The organism is Thermoactinomyces sp. FSL K6-2592, assembly GCF_038006465.1.
Lineage (GTDB): Bacteria > Bacillota > Bacilli > Thermoactinomycetales > Thermoactinomycetaceae > Thermoactinomyces > Thermoactinomyces vulgaris.
Genome location: NZ_JBBOVH010000001.1, coordinates 2,138,998 through 2,161,849 on the forward strand (window position 1 = coordinate 2,138,998; position 22,852 = coordinate 2,161,849).

General features: G+C 47.9%; 20 protein-coding genes. 1 reads left to right on the top strand and 19 read right to left on the bottom strand.

Annotation, left to right across the window (positions count from 1 at the left end; all coding sequences use genetic code 11):
* Nucleotides 1-37: 37 nt before the first annotated feature.
* The 7 genes from NYE37_RS11130 to citZ form a co-directional block, all read right to left on the bottom strand.
* Nucleotides 38-940 (bottom strand): phosphate ABC transporter substrate-binding protein PstS family protein, encoded by a 903-nt coding sequence (locus tag NYE37_RS11130; protein ID WP_131470842.1) that lies wholly within the window; start codon nt 938-940, stop codon nt 38-40.
* A 130-nt stretch (nt 941-1,070) separates the two neighbouring features.
* Nucleotides 1,071-2,813 carry a two-component system histidine kinase PnpS gene (pnpS, locus tag NYE37_RS11135; protein WP_037993447.1) on the bottom strand — a complete coding sequence of 581 codons (1,743 nt, stop codon included), beginning with the start codon at nt 2,811-2,813 and terminating at the stop codon, nt 1,071-1,073.
* Entirely contained in the window at nt 2,810-3,523 is a 714-nt protein-coding gene (locus NYE37_RS11140) for a response regulator transcription factor (RefSeq protein WP_037993448.1), read from the bottom strand. Before NYE37_RS11140 ends, pnpS begins: the two co-directional genes overlap by 4 nt.
* A gap of 140 nt (nt 3,524-3,663) precedes the next feature.
* Nucleotides 3,664-4,137, bottom strand: a complete 474-nt coding sequence (locus tag NYE37_RS11145) for a MaoC/PaaZ C-terminal domain-containing protein (RefSeq protein ID WP_340712027.1) — start codon at nt 4,135-4,137, stop codon at nt 3,664-3,666.
* A gap of 221 nt (nt 4,138-4,358) precedes the next feature.
* Entirely contained in the window at nt 4,359-5,300 is a 942-nt protein-coding gene (gene mdh / locus NYE37_RS11150) for a malate dehydrogenase (protein WP_037993452.1), read from the bottom strand.
* Between the two features lie 19 nt (nt 5,301-5,319).
* Complete coding sequence (gene icd / locus NYE37_RS11155) at nt 5,320-6,615, bottom strand: NADP-dependent isocitrate dehydrogenase (protein ID WP_037993454.1); 1,296 nt, start codon at nt 6,613-6,615, stop codon at nt 5,320-5,322.
* 239 nt (nt 6,616-6,854) lie between these two features.
* The gene (gene citZ, locus NYE37_RS11160) at nt 6,855-7,967 is read right to left on the bottom strand and encodes a citrate synthase (RefSeq protein WP_198051009.1); all 1,113 of its coding nucleotides are present in this window, start codon (nt 7,965-7,967) and stop codon (nt 6,855-6,857) included.
* Nucleotides 7,968-8,403: 436 nt separating this feature from the next.
* Between citZ and ytvI the strand changes: the two genes are divergently transcribed.
* Nucleotides 8,404-9,552, top strand: coding sequence for a sporulation integral membrane protein YtvI (gene ytvI / locus NYE37_RS11165; protein WP_037997610.1), 1,149 nt, complete (start codon nt 8,404-8,406; stop codon nt 9,550-9,552).
* A 51-nt stretch (nt 9,553-9,603) separates the two neighbouring features.
* Here ytvI and NYE37_RS11170 read toward each other — a convergent pair whose 3' ends face one another.
* From NYE37_RS11170 to NYE37_RS11225, 12 genes are all read right to left on the bottom strand, one after another.
* Nucleotides 9,604-10,008, bottom strand: coding sequence for an FxsA family protein (locus NYE37_RS11170; protein ID WP_037997612.1), 405 nt, complete (start codon nt 10,006-10,008; stop codon nt 9,604-9,606).
* Nucleotides 10,005-10,433, bottom strand: a complete 429-nt coding sequence (locus tag NYE37_RS11175) for an acyl-CoA thioesterase (RefSeq protein ID WP_082240772.1) — start codon at nt 10,431-10,433, stop codon at nt 10,005-10,007. Before NYE37_RS11175 ends, NYE37_RS11170 begins: the two co-directional genes overlap by 4 nt.
* A gap of 323 nt (nt 10,434-10,756) precedes the next feature.
* Entirely contained in the window at nt 10,757-12,511 is a 1,755-nt protein-coding gene (gene pyk / locus NYE37_RS11180) for a pyruvate kinase (protein WP_340712028.1), read from the bottom strand.
* Nucleotides 12,512-12,532: 21 nt separating this feature from the next.
* Nucleotides 12,533-13,492, bottom strand: a complete 960-nt coding sequence (gene pfkA / locus NYE37_RS11185; RefSeq protein WP_049719772.1) for a 6-phosphofructokinase — start codon at nt 13,490-13,492, stop codon at nt 12,533-12,535.
* A 93-nt stretch (nt 13,493-13,585) separates the two neighbouring features.
* Nucleotides 13,586-14,551 (bottom strand): acetyl-CoA carboxylase carboxyltransferase subunit alpha, encoded by a 966-nt coding sequence (locus tag NYE37_RS11190; protein WP_037997620.1) that lies wholly within the window; start codon nt 14,549-14,551, stop codon nt 13,586-13,588.
* The gene (accD, locus tag NYE37_RS11195; protein WP_037997623.1) at nt 14,551-15,408 is read right to left on the bottom strand and encodes an acetyl-CoA carboxylase, carboxyltransferase subunit beta; all 858 of its coding nucleotides are present in this window, start codon (nt 15,406-15,408) and stop codon (nt 14,551-14,553) included. Before accD ends, NYE37_RS11190 begins: the two co-directional genes overlap by 1 nt.
* 28 nt (nt 15,409-15,436) lie before the next feature.
* Entirely contained in the window at nt 15,437-16,159 is a 723-nt protein-coding gene (locus tag NYE37_RS11200; protein ID WP_052186870.1) for a FadR/GntR family transcriptional regulator, read from the bottom strand.
* Between the two features lie 28 nt (nt 16,160-16,187).
* Nucleotides 16,188-17,426: an NAD(P)-dependent malic enzyme gene (locus tag NYE37_RS11205; protein ID WP_276319275.1), complete on the bottom strand. Its 1,239-nt coding sequence runs from the start codon at nt 17,424-17,426 to the stop codon at nt 16,188-16,190.
* 204 nt (nt 17,427-17,630) lie between these two features.
* Nucleotides 17,631-18,020: a hypothetical protein gene (locus NYE37_RS11210; RefSeq protein WP_037997629.1), complete on the bottom strand. Its 390-nt coding sequence runs from the start codon at nt 18,018-18,020 to the stop codon at nt 17,631-17,633.
* A 159-nt stretch (nt 18,021-18,179) separates the two neighbouring features.
* Nucleotides 18,180-18,638, bottom strand: a complete 459-nt coding sequence (locus tag NYE37_RS11215) for a hypothetical protein (RefSeq protein ID WP_037997631.1) — start codon at nt 18,636-18,638, stop codon at nt 18,180-18,182.
* 181 nt (nt 18,639-18,819) lie between these two features.
* Nucleotides 18,820-19,314 carry a phosphatidylglycerophosphatase A family protein gene (locus NYE37_RS11220; RefSeq protein WP_037997633.1) on the bottom strand — a complete coding sequence of 165 codons (495 nt, stop codon included), beginning with the start codon at nt 19,312-19,314 and terminating at the stop codon, nt 18,820-18,822.
* A gap of 4 nt (nt 19,315-19,318) precedes the next feature.
* Complete coding sequence (locus tag NYE37_RS11225; protein ID WP_198052632.1) at nt 19,319-22,792, bottom strand: DNA polymerase III subunit alpha; 3,474 nt, start codon at nt 22,790-22,792, stop codon at nt 19,319-19,321.
* Nucleotides 22,793-22,852: the final 60 nt, after the last annotated feature.

Below are 22,852 nucleotides of genomic sequence, written 5' to 3' on the forward strand. Positions count from 1 at the left end.
GAATTTGCAAACCCCTGTCCCTTCAGGATGCCGGAAATTATGATTGGATCGGGGTCACCTTGCCTTCAACGTCCCGCTCCACCTTCATTTCGCTGATGGGGATATACCCCAGTTTTTTCACCAATCCGTTTTGCACTTCATCGGACTGGATATATTGGATGAAAGCTTCTTCCAACTCTTTGTTTTTGCCGTTTTTATGGGTGTACATGTGTTCATACGCCCAGATTTTCCATTGATTGGTGTACACATTTTCATTGGTTGGCTCGACACCATCCACTTTCAATGCCTGCACCGAATCATCCACGTAAGAGAAGGCAAGATATCCGATGGCTCCGGGCGTTTCTGAGACGATTTTGAGAACCGTTCCGGATGATTCTTCCTCAATGCCGCCTTCACCGCGGAATTCCTGATTTTCGTTTAATCCGTATTTGGTGAAGGCCGCCCGTGTCCCGGAGCTGGCCGGGCGGTTCACCAAGACTATCGGCTGATCTTTTCCGCCAATCTCTTTCCAGTTTTTGATTTTGCCTGTGAAAATATCAATCAGCTGTTGCCGGGTCACATCCCCGACCCCGGTATCCGGATGGACAACCGGCGCAATTCCGACAACAAACACTTTATGGTCAACGACTTGATTGGGATCGATTTTTTCTTTTTCTTCAGCGTAAACATCGGAATTTCCGATATCGGCCGTATCATTCATGACCGCACTTAATCCCGCTCCGCTTCCACCTCCCTGAACATTGACTTGCACGCCGGGATTTGTGGCGGTAAAAGCATTGCCCACTTCATCGACGAGCGGTTGCATGGCGGTGGAACCCACCACGGTCAACGTGCCGGACAATTTCCCGTTGCCTGCGCCTTGGCCGTTGCCTCCACAACCTGTCAAAGTTCCGAGGGCGAAAAACAAAACCCCGGCAAGCAAAAAACCTTTTTTCAGCATGGTAAAAGTCCCCCTACTGTCAGGAATGATTCCGTTCAACACTTTGAACTTTAATCTTTTTCTTTTATATACAAATAAAACAGCTGTAAAGATTCTGTTAATCTCTCACAGCTGTTCAGATTCACACGATTTAGTCATCCTTCAGGTGCAGGGGAAAAGTCAACCGGAATGACGTGCCTTGCCCCACCCGGCTTTCCACATCAATCTTGCCTTGGTGCACTTCCACCAAATGTTTCACAATGGCCAATCCCAGACCGGTGCCCCCTGAATCGCGGGATCTGGCTTTGTCCACCCGGTAAAAGCGTTCAAAAATGCGCGGCAAATCCTCGGCCGGTATGCCGATTCCCGTATCTCGAACTACAAGCGTCCATTCTTTGTCATCGCCGGTGGCCCGGACCGTGATGCACCCGCCTGGAGGGGTGTAGTTCATGGCATTGGAAAGCAGATTCAACAAAATTTGCCGGAACCGGTCTTGATCGATTTCCACCTCAAAAGGTTCCGGAATCTCCATGGAAAAGGAAAGCCCTTTGCTGAAGATCCGGTCTTTGACCGTCTTGCTCACATTTTCAAGCAGGGTTTCAACCGGAACCCGTTCCAATTTCAAAGGCATCTTTTTGGATTCGATTTGCGTCAATTCCAGCAAATCGCCAATCAGCCGTTCCAACCGCAAACTCTCTCCATGAATAATGTCAAGAAATTCCCGGCATGTTTCTTGATCGGACATCGCTCCATCCAACAACGTTTCGGCAAATCCCCGGATGGAAGTGATCGGCGTTTTCAATTCATGGGACACATTGGCCACAAAATCTTTGCGCAATTGTTCCAGACGCCGGATGGCAGTCAAATCATGAAAGACCACCACCACGCCGACTCCGTTTTTTTCCACCCACATCGGCGCCAGATTGGCTTCCAGCATTTTTTCTTCCGGATAGTACAAATGGATTTCTTTACGGATTCGCATGTTTTTTTCGGCACACTCGGTAATCAGGGAGCGAATGTCGTAAGGATAAGTTAATTGCTTAAAAGAACGGCCGATCAAATCACTTTCGGGTATCCCGAACATCCGCTCAAACGCCCGGTTGGCCAAACTCACTTTTCCGGTGGCATCAATCATGATCAGGCCGCTTTCCATCGATTCGATGATGCTGTTTAACCGGCGTTCGTTTTTCCGGATCATTTCCATCTGTTTTTGCAAACTGTGGGACATCCGGTTGATCGCCTGCCCCAAATGCGCCATCTCATCCCCGCTTTCATGCCGGATCCGGCGATGAAAATTCTTGCGGGCAATGTCAACTGCCACCTGGGTGATTTCTTCCAACGGACGAGTGACTCCGCCGGCAATGCGGGAACTGAAAAATGCGGCCAAAGCATAAGCAATCAAAAGTCCCAGCACCAGGGAAACCCACACTTGGTGCAACGACTGATTCACTTCTTTGATATCCAAAGACAGCCGGATCGCTCCGACCACTTCTTTTCCTTTTTGAACGGGAACGGCAGCATGCAAATAATCATCCCGGATCGCGGTTCGCACACCCCCTTCTTTCCCGCTTGCCAGTGCATTTTTCACTTCCGGAAGTTGCAGTCCCGTTTTTGAATCCAATGTTGCGTTGCCAAACGGCTTGCCATGTACGTCAAAGAAATTGACGTGCACGCCCAACGTCCGCTCATACAACTCTTTTTGCTTCTTCAAAGCTTGCTGATCCGTCCACTGCACGGTTTCAGCCAACACTTTGCTTTCTTTCTCCAAGCGGTCGGTTAATGAATCCAAATAGGAAGATCTGAGCAGCAAAGCCACAAAAACCCCGGTTCCCAGCACGGAGCACCCGATCAAAATCAAAAAAGACCAAGTGATTTTCGCTCTCAGTGATCTCATCTTTCTTTGGGCCCTTCAAATTTATATCCGATTCCGCGAACGGTTTTGATATAAACGGGGTTGCGCGAATCCGCCTCGATCTTATCGCGCAAATGGCTGACATGAACATCCACAATCCGGGAATCGCCAACATAATCATAATTCCAGACCGCATTGAGCAATTGATCCCTTGACAGCACTTTTCCGCGGTGGCAGGCCAAGTATAAGAGCAACTCAAATTCTTTCGGGGTTAAATCGACCTCCTGGTGATCCCTTAAAACCACATACCCTTCCGGGTCGATTTGCAAATTCCCGATCCGCATCACCGACGGGTTCCCGCGTTCCTGCGCTTCCCTTCTCAACACCTCAATCCGGCGGAAAATGGCTTTGACACGCGCCAAAAGCTCCCGCGGGCTGAATGGTTTGGTCATATAATCGTCAGCACCGAGCTCAAGCCCCAGCACTTTATCCAGTTCATCCGTTTTGGCTGTCAGCATCAAAATGGGAATATGCCTTTTCTCCTGTCTGAGCCTGCGACAGACTTCCAACCCGTCCATTTTGGGCAACATCAAGTCCAACACCACCAAGTCCGGATGGAATTGATCCGCCATCTCCAACGCCATTTCCCCGTCATACGCCACCTCAACCTGATACCCTTCTTTCTTCAGGTTGAATTGCACTAACTTCACAATGGACGGTTCATCATCCACCACCAAGATTTTTTTGCTCATCGCCGTTCGCCCCCCTTTTATTCTCGCCATGAATTATTCCAAATTCTTTCATCTTTTATTTACAAAGCAAATCATAACATAACAAAGTTAAGAAAAAGTAAAAAAAGCACCTTCCCTTAAGAAGGTGCTTTCGTCCTTTGTCAAAAATTATCCAACAGATTGTCCATCATGGGATTTAAGGGTTGCGGCGGCAATACATCAATTTCTCCTTCCGCAATGGTACGCGCATCGCCGGTGACCAACACTTGTAAAGTAATGTTCCGGTCCGCGGGATTCTTGTCCTTCACCGTCAGTGAAAAAGAAATTTCATTTTCCGGATGAAAGGTTTCAGGAAAAGACAAACGCATCTCTTTCACAACGCTTCCGGGTCCCGGCAGCTCTGAAGAAATCAATGCTGAAATCCAACTGAAAATGAGTCCGGACGGAACGATCACCTGGCGGTATCTTGTCTGAGCAGCGTAGCTTTCTTTCAGGTAAATGGGATTGCAGTCGTCTGCCGCTCCCAAATAAGCAAAAATATCGCGCAAAATCACCTTTTTCTTGACTTGAATCCCGTCCCCCACTTGAATTTCGTTCCAACCTTTTCCTGTGGTCACTAATTTTCCAAAGTCCAAGCGAACCCCTCCCTATGTATCCGCTTTCATTTTAGCATACTTGAATGAAAATTCATAGAAAAGCAAAAAGACTTAAAAGGCCTTTTTATGCCGGCGGGCAGCTTGATCAATCCGGTTTATGCCTAGTTTTCCCTTCCGCATCGTTTTTTCATGCATCCCACCGCCGTTTTTTGGTAAAGAAAATGCCCGGAGCATCGTCCGACTCCGGGCAAAGGCGCTTGTTATTGCTGTAAAACTTTCATCACGCTTTTCACAGATTCCGCCGATTTGTCCAGGGCTTTCTTTTCCTCTTCCGTCAAATCGAGGACGATCACTTTTTCCAAACCGCTTCCGCCCAAAATGGTCGGCACCCCGAGATACAAATCGTTGTATCCGTATTCGCCCTCCAGATAAGCAACCGCCGGCAAAATGCGTTTTTTGTCTTTCAAAATCGCTTCGGCCATTTGAACCAGCGAAGCGGCCGGCGCATAATATGCGCTTCCGTTCCCCAACAAGTTGACGATCTCTCCGCCGCCTTTGCGTGTCCGTTCCACAATGGCATCCAGACGGTCTTGGGGAATCAGTTTCTCCAACGGGATGCCGCCTGCATAGGAGTAACGCACCAAAGGCACCATGTCATCCCCGTGGCCTCCCAAAACAAATCCGCTGACGTCTTCCACAGACACGTTCAATTCCTGGGCAACAAAAGTGCGGAAACGTGCCGTATCCAACACGCCGGATTGGCCGATCACACGGTGTTTCGGGAAACCGGAGGTACGGTAAACCTCATAGGTCATGGCATCAACCGGGTTCGTCAACACAATGATGATGCAATCCGGGGAATATTTAACCACTTGTTCCGTCACGGAACGGACGACTCCGGCGTTAATGTTGACCAGGTCATCCCGGCTCATTCCCGGTTTGCGCGCCACTCCGGCCGTGATGATCACCAAGTCGGAATCTTTGGTATCTTCATAGTTGCTGGTTCCGATGATGTTGGCGTCAAATCCTTGGACAGGACTGGCTTCCAACATGTCCAACGCTTTTCCTTTCGTGGGGTTTTCCGCTTTTGGGATATCCACAAGTACAACGTCACCCAATTCTTTTTGTGCAAGCATTAATGCTGTTGTACTGCCGGTAAATCCCGCACCGATGACAGAAATTTTTCTGCGTCGAATGGCCATTTGGCATCCTCCTCAAATATTACAAGTTTTGAATCAGGTGGTCTGCAAACTCAGAACATTTGACTTCTGTTGCTCCATCCATTAAGCGGGCAAAGTCATACGTAACGGTTTTGTTGCTGATGGTTTTGCTCATGGATTGGTAAATGAGGTCCGCCGCTTCTTGCCATCCCAGATGTTCCAGCATCAAGACGCCGGACAAGATCACCGAACCCGGGTTTACTTTATCCATTCCGGCATATTTGGGAGCCGTGCCGTGTGTCGCTTCGAAAATGGCGTGACCGGTTTTGTAGTTGATGTTGGCTCCCGGCGCAATTCCGATTCCGCCAACTTGTGCCGCCAATGCGTCGGAAATGTAATCCCCGTTCAGGTTTAAGGTGGCGATGACATCATATTCGGCAGGACGTGTCAGGATTTGTTGCAAGAAGGCATCTGCAATCACATCTTTTACGATGATTTTTCCTTCTGCTTCGGCTTTGGCTTGCGCTTCGTTGGCAGCTTCCGTTCCTTTTTCTTCTTTGATGCGGTCATATTCGGCCCAGGTGAACACCTGATCTTTGTAATCGCGCTCAGCTACTTCATAACCCCAATTTTTAAAGGCCCCTTCGGTAAACTTCATAATGTTTCCTTTATGTACCAAAGTGACACTTTTCCGTCCATGTTCAATGGCATAATCGATGGCCGCTTTCACCAACCGCTCGGTTCCTTCCGAAGAAACCGGTTTGACCCCGATTCCGGCCGTTTCCGGGAAGCGGATTTTTTTCACGCCCATTTCTTCTTGTAAAAATTGGATGACTTTCTTCACTTCTTCGCTTCCGGCTTCCCACTCGATTCCGGCATAAATATCCTCGGAATTTTCCCGGAAGATGACCATATCCACATCCTGCGGTTTTTTCACGGGAGAAGGAACACCTTCAAAATAACGAACCGGACGCAAGCATACATACAAATCCAATTCTTGCCGCAACGCGACATTCAATGAACGGATGCCGCCACCCACGGGTGTGGTCAACGGGCCTTTAATGGCAACGAGATATTCACGAATGGCTGTCAAGGTGTCTTCCGGCAACCATTCTCCCCATTGGTTGTAAGCTTTTTCGCCGGCATACACTTCATACCAGGCAATTTCTTTTTTCCCTTGATATGCTTTTTCAACAGCGGCATCCAAAACCCGTTTGGCCGCCGCCCAGATATCGGGACCGGTTCCGTCGCCTTCGATGAAAGGAATAATCGGATTGTCGGGGACTTGAAGCTTTCCGTTTTGTACTGTAATGGGTTCACCTTTTGTTGGCGCTTCTAACTGTTTAAACAATGCCATCTTTCACACTCCTTTACAATAATCCGAAAAGGGACAGGAGAAAATGGCCCGTCCTGCCCGAACATCTCACTGAACAGGTGCTGGCAGGCATCGATTCAATGAAAAGCCGGCCACCCGTCCACCTTCACCATTTTATTTTAACAAAATTCAGTGGATCTTGCGAGGTGGGGGAGTTCTGCCCCATCCCGCCACCGCATCAACGGGATGGGGATGATGCCTGAATGAAAGAGAATTGCCTTTTACCTGTTTTCAACCGGAACATAACGTTGGTTGGTCGGCCCCACATACTCCGCACGGGGACGAATGAGACGGTTGTCCCGATATTGCTCCAAGATGTGAGCGGTCCATCCGGTTACACGGCTCATGGCAAAAATTGGCGTGAAAAGATCCCGCGGAATGCCCAAATAAGTGTAAACCGAAGCGGAATAGAAATCGACATTGGGCTTGAGCCCTTTCTTCTCGGTCACCAGTTTCTCGATGGAGGTGGACATGTCGTACCATTTGGTATCCCCGTGTTGAGCTGACAATTGACGGGACATTTCCCGCAAATGTTTGGCGCGCGGATCCCCGTTTTTGTAGACACGATGACCAAAGCCCATGATTTTTTCTTTCCGGTCCAATTTGTCTTGGATCACCGTTTCGATGCGATCCGGGCTCCCGATTTCTTCCAACATGGCCATGACCCGTTCATTGGCTCCGCCATGCAACGGCCCTTTCAAGGTCCCGACCGCTGTCGTCACCGCCGAATAGATATCGGAAAGCGTTCCCGTGGTCACCCGGGCGGCAAACGTGGAAGCATTCAGCTCATGGTCGGCATGGAGCACAAGCGCTTTATCAAACGCTTTCACAGATACGTCGGAAGGCTCTTCGCCCGTTAACATGTACAGGAAGTTTGCCGCAAAGCTCAATCCTTTTTTGGGAGCAACCGGCTCCAATCCTTGGCGGATTCTGGCAAAGGCTGTAATGATGGTCGGGATTTTTGCCGTTAATTTGATCGCTTTTCTTTGATTTGCTTCCAGACTGTTGTCATCGGCTTCCTCATCATACAGGGCCAATGTGGAAACAGCCGTGCGCAACACTCCCATGGGGTGTACATCTTTCGGATACGCTTTCAATTGTTCATAAATGACATCCGGGATTTCCGCATAATCCTCAAAATTTTCCTTTAACTCGTCCAATTCCGACCGGGTCGGAAGATGGCCTTTCCACAATAAGAAAGCCACTTCTTCAAACGTTGCATTATCGGCCAGGTCATCAATGTTATATCCACGGTATGTTAAAACCCCATCAATAATCGAACTGATCTCGGAAGAACACGCCACGATACCTTCAAGACCTTTTGCAACCGTCATATGATCGCTCCTTTACTCAAAGATCTATGCCATGTGGGACACTACCTTTATTGAAAACGGTTAAAATTTTTTAATGAATGAACCATCATTCTCTTTACTAATTATAAAACATCTTTTTCAATAAAACATCATTTGTTCGTATTTACACAAATTTTGGACTTTTCTATTATCCTTGTTTATCAAATAATAATATTTAGCTAAATCATAATAAATATTATTATTTAAATTTATACATTTTGTAATTTTGGTAGTGCCCGGCTTTTTATATCGATTTTCATTTTATCATAAATTGAACAAATTATCACATCAGTTATTCACCATTGTTTATAATTGAACAAATTCAACGAATATTTTGCTTTGATTTTCTCCATGGACTGTCTTTTTCCATGGTATAATAAAACCGCAAAGAACGTTGTAACTGGGAGGTCCGCGTCAGATGGTTTATCCTAAGTGGATGGGAATTATTCTCCGGTCCCTTCTGGTGATCGGCGCACTGCTGGGTACATATTTATTGGTTTCATTCACCATGCCGCTGGTGTATCCCTTTGTGATCGGCTGGTTGATCGCCATGCTTATCGAGCCGATGGTCCGCTGGCTGAACAAAAAGGCCAAAATCCCCCGTTGGGCAGGAGTGACATTGATCCTGTTATTGCTTCTGAGCTTGTTGTTGACGCTGATTATTTTTTTGGTAGCCGAAATCGTGGTTGAATTAACGAAACTGGCGGACTTCCTGCCGGTGATTTTCGATAAGGTCGGCCAAACTTTTGTTCAGACATTCACGAAAGAAAACACTGATGTTCGCCGGATCATTGATACAGTGCAAACGTACCTGGAAAAAAATCCCGAACATGAACAACGCATCTCCCAAAGCATCCAGGAAAATATCGGGGTGATTGCCGATAAAGGAAGCGAATTCATCACCGGAATCCTTGTGGCCATCGGACAGTTTATCAGCAATCTGCCTTATTTAATCACGGTCCTTGTCTTTATCACGCTCGCCGCACTGTTTATCGGTTGGGACTGGCCGCGCTTACGAAAAAAAATATTATGGGTGATCCCCGTTGACATACAAAAAACAATCCGTACCATTTTAACGGATTTAAAAAAAGCGTTACTCGGATTTGTCCGTGCACAACTTGCACTGGTCACCATCACTGCCGTGATCATGTTGATCGGGCTCACGATATTAAAAGTTCCGTATGCCTTTACCATCGCATTTATCATCGGGCTGGTGGACTTACTGCCTTATCTGGGTGTCGGCGCCGTTTTGGTTCCCTGGATCATTTATTTGTTTTTGACCGGAAACCTTCAATGGGCGATCGGTCTTTCCATCACTTACGGAATCATTATCACCGTCCGTCAATTCCTTGAACCCAAATTGGTGGCAAGCAGCATCGGCATTGATCCGCTGCTCACCCTGATCTCGTTGTTTGTCGGCTTAAAGCTGTTTGGCATGATCGGGCTGATCCTGGGACCGGTTACGGTGGTGATTTTAATGGCTCTTCACCGGGCTCGTGTCTTCCAAGATGTCTGGAAATACATCCTCGGTCATCAACCGCCGGTTCTCCGGCAGAAAAAGGATTGACAGAAAAAACCCCATCCCCAAGCAAACAAGGAGTCCGAATCGGACTCCTTTTCAATATCTCCGGTACCATATGATTTCCCCGCGTTCGATTTTCTTCTTCAACCATCGGATGATCCAATGCTTGACAATCGCACGGGTATAAGGAAAGACCAAAAGAAAACCGGCCGCATCCGTAAAAAATCCGGGCGTGATGAGCAAAATGCCTCCGCTCAAAATACAAGCCCCGTCAAGCAAAGCTTCGCCGGGCAATTCCCCGTTTTGCATTTGGATCATGGCCAACCGGTACGTATTCCAACCTTCCCGTCTGGCAAAATAGGCTCCCAGCACTGCGCTCAAAAAAACGAGCATGATGGTCGGCAGGGCCCCGATCCATCCTCCGATTTCAATGAACAGCCAGATTTCTAATGCCGGGATGACGATGATCGCACCGAGAAGAAACAAAAACAGATTTCTCATTTTCCTTCCTCCGTGAAACGGATGAACCAATCATAAAGCTCCGGAACCGCTTTCTTCAAATTCACCCGCTTCATGTTCCGGTCCACCCATAAATGAGAGGATTCCCCTTTTGCCAGACATTGGCCGGTCTCATGGTTTACCACTTCATAAGAAAAAATGATTTTCCACTTGTTCCAGTCTTTGATACTTGTCCGCACAACCACCAAATCATCATATTTGGCAGAATACAGATATTTGCAGTGAATATCCACAACCGGCAGCAAAATGCCTTTCTCTTCCAATTTTTTATATGAAAATCCGTGTTCCCTCATGAATTCGGTACGCCCCGACTCAAACCAAACCAGATAATTGGCATGATAGACCACGCCCATTTGGTCCGTTTCCTGATAACGGACACGCAGCTTCGTTTCGGCCGTCTTTTTCATCATACGGATTCCCCCTTCGAATTGCACCGGTGACTTTTGACATATTGTTTTATTTGTCAACCTTTTTTTATAATAGCCTTAGCATAAATCAAACGGGAGCTTTCTTTACACATATTTTAAATCTTCCTCTCACATAATGTGAGTAACCACCCTCTTCATCCAACTCATATACAAACAAGGAGGGAAATCAATGAGCCGCAAAAAGAAGAAAAAGTTGCGCAGGAAACTTCGCTGGTGGGTCTTTCCGCGTTTGGGTCTGGTTCCATTTTCATTTTAATCATAACCGTCTTAAAGAAAAAGCGCTGGCTGATCCAGCGCTTTTTCTACAGAACGTTTGCCCTTCCTGAGTAAATTTGTCCGTGTTCCCCATCGACAGTCACTTCACTTTCGTTTGCCAACAGTTTCACGGCGTCTTTCACTCCCACAACCACCGGAATGCCCAAGCTGACACCAACCACCGCAGCATGCGAAGTCAAACCGCCTTCTTCGGTAATGACAGCCGAAGCCTTTTCAAATGCTTCCATCATGTCTTTATCCGTGCTGTGTGTCACAATGACGCCGCCTTTGACCATCTTGCGATTCAACTCATCCGCATTTCTTGCCACGACCACCGGACCAGTCACGACTCGCTTGCCGATTCCCTGTCCTTGAGCCAACACGCCGCCAATCACATGCACTTTCATCAAATTGGTGGTTCCTGATTTTCCGACTGGCACCCCGGCCGTAATGACGACCAGATCCCCTTGTTTCACGTATTGGTTTTCCAATGCCGTGGAAATGGCATAAGTGAACATTTCATCCGTTGTTTCCGCATTGATTCCCTTGATGGGATAAACTCCCCACACCAGCAATAATCTTCGCAAGGTCGATTCATTGGGCGTCACGGCAATCACGGGTGTTTTCGGGCGGTATTTGGACACCATGCGTGCGGTATATCCGGTTTCGGTCGGGGTCACGATCGCCGAACATTCCAATTTGTAAGAGGTATGCACCACGGCCTGGCTGATGGACTCGGTAATCGTGTGGCTGATCTCTCTGATTTTTTGTTGAAAACGTTCTTGATACCGAAGCGATGTTTCCGTGCGAACGGCAATGCGTGCCATGGTACTGACGGATTCAACCGGATATTTCCCGGCTGCCGTTTCCCCGGACAACATGATGGCATCGGTTCCGTCCAAAATCGCATTGGCCACGTCGCTGGCTTCCGCCCGGGTGGGCCTTGGATTGCGTTGCATGGAATCCAGCATTTGCGTCGCCGTGATCACCGGTTTGCCCAGATGGTTGCATTTTTTGATCATTTCTTTTTGGACAATCGGCACTTCTTCAACGGGAATCTCCACTCCCAAATCGCCACGGGCCACCATCAAACCGTCACTGACATCCAAGATGCTGTCCAGGTTGTCAATTCCTTCCTGGTTTTCAATTTTGGAGATGATCGGGATATTGGCTTGGTGCTCCTCCAAAATTTCCCGGATTTCCAAAACATCCTGGGGCTTTCTCACAAAAGAGGCCGCGATAAAATCGACTCCCTGTTCAATTCCGAAAAGAATATCTTTGGCATCTTTCTCCGTGATGCCCGGAAGGTTTATTTTGACCCCCGGGATATTCACCCCTTTGCGGCTTTTTAAAACACCGCCATTGTCAATGATGCATTCGATCTCGGAGCCATGAACCCGTTCCACGGTTAATCCGATCAAACCGTCATCAATCAAAATCGTGGCGCCCGGTTGGACATCCTGCGGCAACCCTTGGTAGGAGACGGAAATCCGTTTTTCATTCCCCAATACCGGTTCGGTTGTTAGTGTGACCTTGTTTCCGGCAACCAATTCAATCTCCGGCTTTTCCAAATCGCCGGTGCGGATTTCCGGGCCTTTGGTATCCAGCAAAATCGCAATATTTTTTCCTTCTTCTTTCGCCGCTTGCCGGATATTTTCAATCCGCTGTTTATGTTCTTCATGAGAGCCGTGGGAAAAATTCAAGCGGGCCACATCCATGCCGCTTTGAATCAGCTTTTTTAGCACCGGGATCTTTTCACTCGCCGGACCAATCGTACAGACAATCTTTGTTTTACGAAGCATCCTGCTACTCATCTCCTCATGTTAAATCGATAATATCTTTGCCAAGTCATATAATTCCATATCGGGTTGATGCTTCATGGAAAAAGCCTCATCAAAGTCAATTCCGACCAATTTATTATTTTGAATCGCCACCATTTTATCCTTTTCTCCTGCACGCAAAAGATCGACCGCTTTAGCTCCCATCCGGCTGGCTAAAACACGGTCGAAAGCAGTAGGAGATCCTCCGCGCTGCACATGTCCCAACACGGTCACTCTTGTCTCAACGCTGAGTTTTTCTTTGATTTTCTCTGCAAATTCGACGCCGCTGCCCACTCCCTCGGCAACAATGATGATGCTGTGTTTCTTCCCGCTTTCCGCTGCTTGTTTCAACCGGTTAACCACATCATCCAGATCATACGGCGATTCCGGAATCAAGATGGATTCGGCCCCGTCGGCCAATCCGGACCAGAGGGCAATGTCCCCCGCATTTCTTCCCATCACTTCGATTACATAAGTGCGCTCATGGGAAGTGGCGGTATCCCGAATCTTGTCAATGCAGTCGATGACGGTGTTGACTGCTGTGTCAAACCCGATCGTGAAATCCGTACCCGGAATGTCATTATCAATGGTTCCGGGAACCCCCACAGCAGGGAAACCCAATGCCGTCAATTTTTGGGCTCCCCGGAAACTGCCGTCTCCGCCAATGACCACCAATCCGTCGATTTCATGCTTTCTCAATTGCTCGACCGCTTTTTTCCGGCCTTCCTCTGTTTGAAACTCTTTGCAACGAGCACTATATAAAATGGTACCGCCGCGATGAATGATATCCCCGACCGATCTTAAACTCAACGGGCGGATATCCCCGTTGATCAAACCAGAATAACCGCGGATCACTCCATACACTTCCAGGCCATGATAATGTCCGCTGCGCACAACGGCACGAATGGCGGCGTTCATGCCCGGAGCATCACCACCGCTTGTAAGTACAGCTATACGCTTCATTGTTCAAATCACCTCATCAGATTCAGTATATCCCAGCCCCCAGGGACAAAAAACGTCCAACCGGGACAAAAAGAGAAACCGTCAAAACGGCTTCTACTTTGTGACCATTGAAGTAAATTCTCCGATCTTGGAAAATTTTTGATACCGATCCTCAATCAGTTCGTCTCCTGAGAGCAAAAGCAAAGATGACAGATGTTTGTTTATTGCTTGTTTAATATATTTTGATTGTAACATGGGATCTTGGTGAGCTCCACCTTTTGGTTCTGAAATAATTTCGTCAATGACTCCTAATTTTTTCAAATCTGCTGAGGTTATCTTCAAAGCTTCGGCTGCTTCCTGGGCTTTTGCCGCATCCCGCCACAAAATGGCTGCGGCCCCTTCCGGCGAAATCACCGAATAATAAGCATGCTCCAGCATCAACAAGCGGTTGCCGACACCGATGCCGAGTGCGCCTCCGCTTCCCCCTTCACCGGTGGTGACACAGATGATCGGGACCGAAAAACCGGCCATTTCCCGCAAATTCCTGGCGATCGCTTCACTCTGTCCCCGTTCTTCCGCTTCAATTCCCGGATGGGCCCCTTGTGTATCAATGAAGCAAATGATCGGTCGGCCGAACTTGTCGGCTTGTTGCATCAAACGAAGCGCTTTTCGGTACCCTTCCGGATGGGGAAGGCCGAAATTGCGGGCAATTTTATCTTTCGTGTCCGTGCCCCGTTCATGTCCGATCACCGTCACCGGACGCCCGTCCAACTTGGCAATGCCTCCGACAATCGCCGGATCATCCCCGTAGAGCCGGTCCCCATGCAATTCCATAAAATCAGTAAAAATGGTCCGGATGTAATGCAGGGTCGTCGGACGGTTCGCATGCCGGGCAATCTGGATCTTTTGCCAGGTTGTCAAATTCCCGTATATCTCATTTTCCAAACGGGCGGCTCTGTCTTCCAGCTTTGCGATTTCATCCGACAGATCGAGATTTTTTTCCTGCGAAAAATTCTCAAGTTCCTCAATTCTTTTTCTTAATTCAATCAGTGGTTTTTCAAATGGCAATGCATTTTTCATCAAGCTTCCCTCCTATCGGCGTGAAAATCCAAAATCCGTATCAGGGTTTCACGCATATCTGAACGGGGAACCACTTGATCCAACTGGCCGTGTTTCAACAAAAACTCCGCTGTCTGAAAATCATCCGGCAATTTTTGGCGAACCGTTTGCTCGATGACCCGGCGTCCTGCAAAGCCGATCAAAGCCCCCGGTTCCGCGATGTTGATATCCCCGAGGGAGGCAAAGCTCGCAGAGACTCCGCCCGTGGTCGGATGGGTCAAGACAGAAACAAACAATACACGATTCCGGTGCAATTTTTCCAGAGCCGCACTGGTCTTGGCCATTTGCATCAAGGATAAAATCCCTTCCTGCATCCGTGCCCCTCCGGAAGCACAAAACAGAATAAACGGGTACTTTTTCAGAACCGCTTTTTCCGCCGCACGGGCAATTTTTTCCCCGACGACCGACCCCATGCTCCCCATGCGAAAACGGGAGTCCATCACACCCAACACAACCGGATAGCCTCCCATGTTACCTTCACCGGTTATAATCGCTTCATTCAGATTGCTTTTTTCCATATCTTTTTTCAGTTTCCCCTGATAACCCGGAAATTCCAAAGGGTCGGCTGACCGCAAATCCGCGTCATATTCGATAAAACATCCGCTATCCACCAATGACTCAATGCGCTCCCATGCGGTCATGGGAAAATGATAACCGCACGCCTTGCACACTTTCAGGTTTTTTTCCAGCTCTTTTGTAATCAAGATTGTCCGGCATTTCGGGCATTTTTGCATAATCCCTTCGGGAATCTCTTTTTTGACCTGTTCTGAAGGAATGGTTGCGTACTTTTTCTGTTTCCTGAATAAATCTCGTAACACGTTAACACCTTCTCTGAAAGTCTTCTTTTCAATCTGTCAAGTCCAATTCCATTCCACTTGTCGATTCATGATGACTGATTCCGGTCCGAATCGATCGCCAGGCGGCAAAGAGCCGTTCCAAGCAAGAGATGGCGGACCACTCCCGTTTCTCCTTGATTGCATCCACAATTTCCTCGTAGCACGCGATCATCTTCCGGTAAATCTTCTCCTCATCGTCCTTCTCTTTGCTGATCGCCTTTTCAAAACAAACAACGGGATGCCAAACACGGGTTAACAGATAGTTGTCTGTTAACTTGATCAAATAAGCATGAAAATCCATCATCACTTTTTTTGGATTTTGATGATCATAAACCAGCCTTTTCATTTTCTCCACCAGATACTCCAAATGAGCCGTCTGCTCTTTTGTCACCGGGTGTTTTTGAATGAGACGAACCGCTCCGATCTCCAGGATCATCCGCATTTCCATGACGTCTTTCTTGGCATTTTCGTTTTTTAAAATGAATCCTGCCAACAGATCGACAAATTGATGGGCATAGACAGGCTCCAGGAAAGTTCCTTCCCCTCTCCGGGTACTGATCAATCCCAACAGTTCGAGTGAGCGCAAAACCTCCCGAACCGACGATCGTCCGGCATTTAACCGCTCGGACAATTCTCTCTCGGAAGGGAGGCGGTCACCCGGCCTGAGCCCGTCTTCTTCTATCAGTTTGTGTATTCCTTTAAAAATTGCTTCAAATTTACTGGATCCACTCATCGTTTTCATCCATCACGCCTTATTTCTGTCACGGTACATATACTTTGGTCCATTGGATTGTTTTTTGGCGAATTTCCTCCGGATCGACTTGAATTCGCGCCTCACCGGTTTCCATCGCCGCTTTGGCAACTTCCATGGCCACTTTCGGGGCCACACGCGGATCAAAAGGAGCGGGAATCACATAATCCGGACTCAACTCATGTTCCTCAATCAGACTTGCGATGCCATGCGTAGCGGCAATCTTCATTTCCTCGTTGATCGCTTTGGCCCTCACATCCAAGGCTCCCCGGAAAATCCCCGGAAAGGCCAAAACATTGTTCACCTGATTGGGGAAATCGGACCGTCCCGTTCCCACCACTTTCGCCCCGGCTTGTTTCGCTTCTTCCGGCATGATTTCCGGAACGGGATTGGCCATGGCAAAAATAATCGGGTCTTTGTTCATGGATCGAACCATTTCCGGCGTCACCGCACCGGCTACCGAAACACCGATAAACACATCGGCGCCTTTCATCACATCGGCCAATTCCCCGCGCAGCATCCGGTGGTTGGTCATTTCAGCCACTTTTTCCTTCACGGGATTCATCCCGTAGGGACGCCCTTTGTAAATGGCACCTTTGCTGTCACACATCACCACATCGCGGACGCCCATATTGAGTAACATTTGAATAATGGCAATACCCGCGGCTCCGGCACCATTGGCGACAACCCGGATTTCTTCCATCTTTTTGCCAACCACTTTCAAAGCGTTGATCAACCCGGCCAAAGTGACAATGGCGGTGCCGTGCTGATCATCGTGAAAGACCGGGATGTCCAGTTCTTTTTTCAACCGCTCTTCAATGATGAAACAATTGGGAGCGGCGATATCCTCCAGGTTGACCCCGCCAAATGTGGGGGACATAAATTTGACCGTCTCTACAATTTTATCGATTTCCGTCGTATCAAGGCAAATCGGAATTGCATCGACACCTGCAAACGATTTGAACAGGACCGCTTTTCCTTCCATCACCGGCAGGGCAGCTCCCGGACCAATATTCCCCAATCCCAACACGGCGGTGCCGTCAGTAACGACAGCAACCAGATTTCCTTTCATCGTATAATCATAAATGACGCCCGGATCCTTGTGAATTTCCCGGCAAGGTTCGGCAACACCCGGTGAGTAAGCCAAACTGAGATCATACGCCGACTCGACAGGAACCTTTGATTGCATCGTGAGCTTTCCGCGCTTTTCCCGATGCAACCGCAATGCTTCTTCGCGCAAATTAGCCAATACCGATTCGCTCCTTTTCTCCGAATAAGTGGTCTGACCACTAATAAGTCACATTATACCAGAACAGCCGGGGAAGTGAAAATGGCTGTTGTTACTTTGTATAACCCCTCACAAAGCCTGTGCTTGTCTCATCGGATGCGCACGGTTATTTTTCTTTATTTTCAGACTTTTATCCATCGTTCCGGATGCTTCCCCCGAAAACCATTATTTTGTCAACAAAACCTCCTCCTTTTGTTGATCCCACCGGATTTCCAGCGTCAACCGATCCGTCTCCTCCACCGGGGAAATGTCTTTCAAAACCGAATTCATGACCGCCTGGCCATTGCCATCCAAAAACGTTTTCTCCTCGCTTAAAACCTTTTGCCCGGATTTCAACTGATAGTGAACCGGCCCCACAAAAGCCGCTTCTCCGCCGATATACCGGATCATCAGTTTTTCTTCGCTGGTGTTTTCGCTTTGATGGTATTCCACCGCCGCTTCCCAGTGTTTCGTTTTTCCGGATAAACGGTCTGTCGCTTCCGGATGGGCACAAGCCGACATCAAAATCAAACCGGCCAAAAGAGAAAGAATGACCGGAAACCGGATGTTTTTCATCTGCACTCCACCTTTCTGAACCATCTTTTCCTATGTATCCAATCAGCTTTTCATCCCGCTGATCATTTTTTATATTTATGTTTTTATACATTTATATAAACAAAATCTATGATCTTCCGCAGGAGAAAAGCCCGCATCCGAGCTTTTCCGGACTTCCTGTCACAACACCAAACCCATTTCTTTTTTGGCTTCTCTATGAAACCAACATTCCCCCTTGGTGATCAATCCCAAAACATATTCCCTCACTTCCCGACGCTGCAAAGTCAAAAAACTCAAATCTTCGCCCATCCACACTTCCCATCCGGGTTCTTCCGCCTGACGGTTCACCCTGATATCCAACCCGTAATTCACATCAAAAAAACGCCAAACTTTTTTTGATGCAAACACACTTTCCAAATAATCATCTATCCCGGATTCAAACCGTTCGTACACAGGCTCCAGTTTTTGCGCAACCAATTTTCCACTCGTGAAAACTTCTTCTTTTTTTATTTCATTTATAAGTGAAACGAAAAAAATCTTTTCTTTTTCGAAATGGATACAGTATCGCTCATGATACACAGGATCCATCAGTTCACGGGTCTCTTGCTGTTTCCACAACCTGCGAATGGCCTTTTTCATCCCCATCCTCCTTGTCAAATATAAAAAAATATTCTAAAAACAATTTGTGAATGATTTCGTCTACTTTTATTATAAACAATCAGGGGAATTTTTCATTAAAGAAAGTAAATAAAAAGAAAAACTTGTGAACAAACATGCAAAAAGAAGTGTCCGCCTCCCGGCAAACACTTCTTTAAAAAGATCAAGGTTGATTTTTCATATATGGATTTGTATCGGGATGTTGATGAGCAATCCGCGCGGATGCCGCCGCCGCCACGCCGGCGACAATATCATCCAAAAACACATGAATCTGTTTCCCGTGGTTATTTAATTTCTCCATGATCCCGACTTTGTTTTTATCCAAATAACCAAAACTGGTCAGACCGATGGTTCCATAGACATTCGTAATACTGAGTGCCAGAATTTCATCAATTCCGTACAGCGGTTCATCCACTTCCATGATGGTTTGAAAAGGCTCGGGCAACTTCTTTTGTTCTGCGAGCATATCCAAGGACACACCCGTGATAATGGCATGTTGCACTTCCCTTTTTTTCAATACGGCTTTCACATTTTCAACGCAGGTTTGAAGTGACAAATCCTTGTTGTACGGTGATTGCAACTGATAAACGATCTCTGCGATTCCTTCGACGGTAACCCCGCGCTTTTTCAGCAACTTCAAGGAATGTTCATAAAACAAAATCTCACCTTCTCTTAGCGGCTTGCCGCCTGTTTGTGCCTTCCGTCTCTCTTTTGACCCGCAGCCCTTCTTCTCCGACAATTTGTTTCAGTTGGTTGACACATGCCTCCGTCAATGCGATCCCGTATTGTTCAACCGGCAACGCACGCACTTTTTTCAACCGCTCATAATAAAGATAAACGGGAATCCGCCCCCGGTTTTGAAGAATGACTGCTTTTAACCGGTTTAATCTTTCCGCTTGTTCCAACTCCGGAGTGATGCGCAGATACAACCCCCGCGGAGTGTCCGATCGGCGTGCTTTCACCGCTTTCAAATCCATCAATGCATCCACAACCACTTGAACCCGGTCATCCGGGTCGGTTTGGACACTTCCTTTGACCAGAACCATCGCTCCGTCTTGCACATCATCCCGGTATCGGGAGAAAGCTTTGGGAAACAAGATCGTTTCCACTTCGCCGTGCCGGTCGGCAAGCGTCATAAAGCCCATGGGTTCCCCTCTTTTGGTTTGAATAACTTTCAATCTGGTGACTTGTCCGGCAATCCAAACCCGGCTTTTGTTCGGCAGGCCCCTTAATTCCTGAATCGTATGGGTGGTGGTTTTTCGGATCTCTTCTTGATAAACGTCCAACGGGTGGCCCGACAAATACAATCCCAAAAGCTCTTTTTCCTTTTCCAATTTTTCTTCCCGTGAGTAAGGGGTCACCCGGCTTTGGGACAGGTGAAATTGAATGTCCTCCCCGTTTGAACCGGAAAAAGCAAAGCTTAACTGGTCTTTGTCGGCCAGTTGTTTTTCCAACAACGCCTGTTCCATGACATCGTCGAGAACGGATAAATTTTGCGCCCGATGCCCCGGAAACGAATCCATCGCCCCGCATTCGATCAACGATTCCAAGACGCGCCGGTTGCAGATTCGCAAGTCCACACGCCGGCACAAATCCAACAGATCCTTAAACGGACCATCTTCCCGGGCTTCAATGATATTGCGGATGGCTGCAGCGCCGACATTTTTGACGGCCAACAGCCCGAACCGGATTGCCCGGCCTTCCATCGTAAACGTCAGTTGGCTCTTTTGAATGTCAGGAGGCAGAACCGGCAAATTCATCCTTTTCGCTTCCTCAATATATTCGGCCATTTTGTCATGATTTTCCATCACGGTGGCCAAAAGCGCCGTCATGAATTCAAGCGGATAATTGGCTTTCAAATAAGCCGTTTGATAAGCCAGCACGCCATAGGCCGCCGAATGGCTCCGGTTAAACCCGTAATCGGCAAACCGGACAATCAAATCATAGATTTGTTCTGCTGTCGATTTATCATAGCCTTGTCCGATGCAACCTTTGACAAACGCCTGCCGCTGTTCCAGCAACAAGCTTTTTTCCTTTTTGCTGACCGCCCGGCGCAAGATATCGGCCTGCCCCAGCGAAAAGCCGGCCATTTTGGCGGCGATTTTCATGATTTGCTCCTGATAGACAATAATCCCGTACGTGCTTTCCAGGATCTCTTCAAGATCCGGATGCAGATAATCCACCTTTTCCAACCCGTGTTTGGCGCGGATAAACCGCGGAATCTGTTCCATGGGACCCGGACGGTATAAGGCGAGCACCGCGATCAGGTCCTCAAAATGGGTCGGCTTTAATTCTTTGAGTACTTGCCGCATCCCGAAAGACTCCAACTGGAAAACACCGACGGTCTCACCCCGGGACAACATCCGGTAGGTGGCCGGATCGTCATATTCCATTTGCGAAAAATCCGGTGTCTGTCCGTGGGTTTCTTTGATGAGACGAAGCGCATTTTCAATAATGGTCAAATTGCGAAGCCCCAAAAAATCCACTTTGAGAAGGCCGATCTTCTCCAAGACTTCCATCGGATATTGCGTCAGCGGAATCCCTTCACTTCCTTCCTGTAACGGAACGAAGCGGGTCAGGGGTTCGCTGGAGATGACCACTCCGGCGGCATGAGTGGATACATGCCGCGGCATCCCCTCCACTTTTTCCGCCGCTTTCAACAATTTGCCCATCGCCGGATCCAAGGTTTGCTGTTTTAACCGTGGTTCGGATTGATAGGCCTTCTGCATGGTCATCCCGGGGCTTGCCGGAATCATTTTTGCCAGCCGGTCCACCGACGGATAAGGATAATCCATCACACGCCCCAGATCCCGGACCGCCGCCCTGGGGGCCATGGTTCCGAAGGTGATGATGTGCGCAACGTGATCCTCGCCATATTTTTTGACAACATAACGAATCACTTCATCCCGCCGCTCATAGTTAAAGTCAATATCGATGTCCGGCATGCTGATCCTTTCCGGATTTAAAAACCGTTCAAACAACAGTCCGTACCGGATAGGATCGATCTGGGTGATGTTCAGCAGATAGGCCACAAGGCTTCCGGCAGCCGAACCGCGTCCGGGACCGACAGCAATCCCGTTTTCATGCGCAAAACGGACAAAATCCCAAACCACCAGAAAATAATCGTTCAAATCCATTTGATCAATGGTTTCCAATTCATAGTGAAGTCGGTTGAAAATTTCGTCGGTGATTTTTTCATACCTTTCCTCCGCTCCCTTTAAACATAGTTTTTTCAAGAAATCTTTCGCGCTCATCCCGTCCGGGACAGGGAAGCGGGGGAACCATTTTTGCCCGAGCGGAATCGTCACATGACAACGCTCGGCAATTTCGGCTGTATTCCGGATGGCTTCCGGCACATGCCGAAAGCGCTCCTTCATCTCATCTTTCGACTTTAAATAAAATTGATCCGAACCGAAACGAAACCGATTCTCATCATCCAATTTACTGCCTGTTCCTATACATAATAAACAATCATGAATTTCATGATCATTTTTTTCCACGTAATGGACATCGTTGGTGGCAATGAGTGGAATCTTGAATTCTTCCGCCCACTTGATCAGCACCCGGTTCACCTGCTGTTGTTCCGGCAATGCATGATCCTGCAGTTCCAGATAAAAACAATCTCTCCCAAAAATATCCAAATATTCCCGGATCAAACGCCGGGCTTTTTCATATTGGCCGTTTAAAATCGCCTGCGGAATCTCCCCCTTCAGACAAGAACTGGTTGCGATCAAACCGGCCGCGTGTTTTCGAAGCAAATTCCGGTCGATTCGCGGTTTATGGTGAAATCCCCGCAGATGGGCTTCGGTACATAAGCGGATCAAATTTTGGTATCCTTCATTGGACTCGGCAAGGAGCAGCAAATGGTATGTTTTTTGCTCCTTGAGGGGCGGTTTTTTCGTGTAATCGTCCGTCAAGTACATTTCACAACCAATGATGGGTTTGATTCCTTCTTCCAGACAGGCCCGGTAAAAAGGGATCACACCGTACATCACACCGTGATCACTGATGGCCAATGCCTTCATCCCCAGTTGTTTTGCTTTGGCAACCACCTCTTTGATCCGGACCGCCCCGTCCAACAAACTGTATTCCGTGTGAAGATGCAAGTGGACAAAATCATCCGGTTCCACAGCCATCACCTCCCATCTTTCTCCCATTATATCAAAGAAGGTCGTCCTCATATTTTACAAGAAGCG

Coding starts and splice junctions, on each gene's coding strand:
- NYE37_RS11130 (WP_131470842.1), bottom strand. CDS start 940: ATGCTGAAAAAAGGTTTTTTGCTTGCCGGGGTTTTGTTTTTCGCCCTC.
- pnpS (WP_037993447.1), bottom strand. CDS start 2,813: ATGAGATCACTGAGAGCGAAAATCACTTGGTCTTTTTTGATTTTGATC.
- NYE37_RS11140 (WP_037993448.1), bottom strand. CDS start 3,523: ATGAGCAAAAAAATCTTGGTGGTGGATGATGAACCGTCCATTGTGAAG.
- mdh (WP_037993452.1), bottom strand. CDS start 5,300: ATGGCCATTCGACGCAGAAAAATTTCTGTCATCGGTGCGGGATTTACC.
- icd (WP_037993454.1), bottom strand. CDS start 6,615: ATGGCATTGTTTAAACAGTTAGAAGCGCCAACAAAAGGTGAACCCATT.
- citZ (WP_198051009.1), bottom strand. CDS start 7,967: ATGACGGTTGCAAAAGGTCTTGAAGGTATCGTGGCGTGTTCTTCCGAG.
- ytvI (WP_037997610.1), top strand. CDS start 8,404: ATGGTTTATCCTAAGTGGATGGGAATTATTCTCCGGTCCCTTCTGGTG.
- NYE37_RS11170 (WP_037997612.1), bottom strand. CDS start 10,008: ATGAGAAATCTGTTTTTGTTTCTTCTCGGTGCGATCATCGTCATCCCG.
- NYE37_RS11175 (WP_082240772.1), bottom strand. CDS start 10,433: ATGAAAAAGACGGCCGAAACGAAGCTGCGTGTCCGTTATCAGGAAACG.
- pyk (WP_340712028.1), bottom strand. CDS start 12,511: ATGCTTCGTAAAACAAAGATTGTCTGTACGATTGGTCCGGCGAGTGAA.
- pfkA (WP_049719772.1), bottom strand. CDS start 13,492: ATGAAGCGTATAGCTGTACTTACAAGCGGTGGTGATGCTCCGGGCATG.
- NYE37_RS11190 (WP_037997620.1), bottom strand. CDS start 14,551: ATGAAAAATGCATTGCCATTTGAAAAACCACTGATTGAATTAAGAAAA.
- NYE37_RS11200 (WP_052186870.1), bottom strand. CDS start 16,159: ATGAGTGGATCCAGTAAATTTGAAGCAATTTTTAAAGGAATACACAAA.
- NYE37_RS11210 (WP_037997629.1), bottom strand. CDS start 18,020: ATGAAAAACATCCGGTTTCCGGTCATTCTTTCTCTTTTGGCCGGTTTG.
- NYE37_RS11215 (WP_037997631.1), bottom strand. CDS start 18,638: ATGAAAAAGGCCATTCGCAGGTTGTGGAAACAGCAAGAGACCCGTGAA.
- NYE37_RS11225 (WP_198052632.1), bottom strand. CDS start 22,792: ATGGCTGTGGAACCGGATGATTTTGTCCACTTGCATCTTCACACGGAA.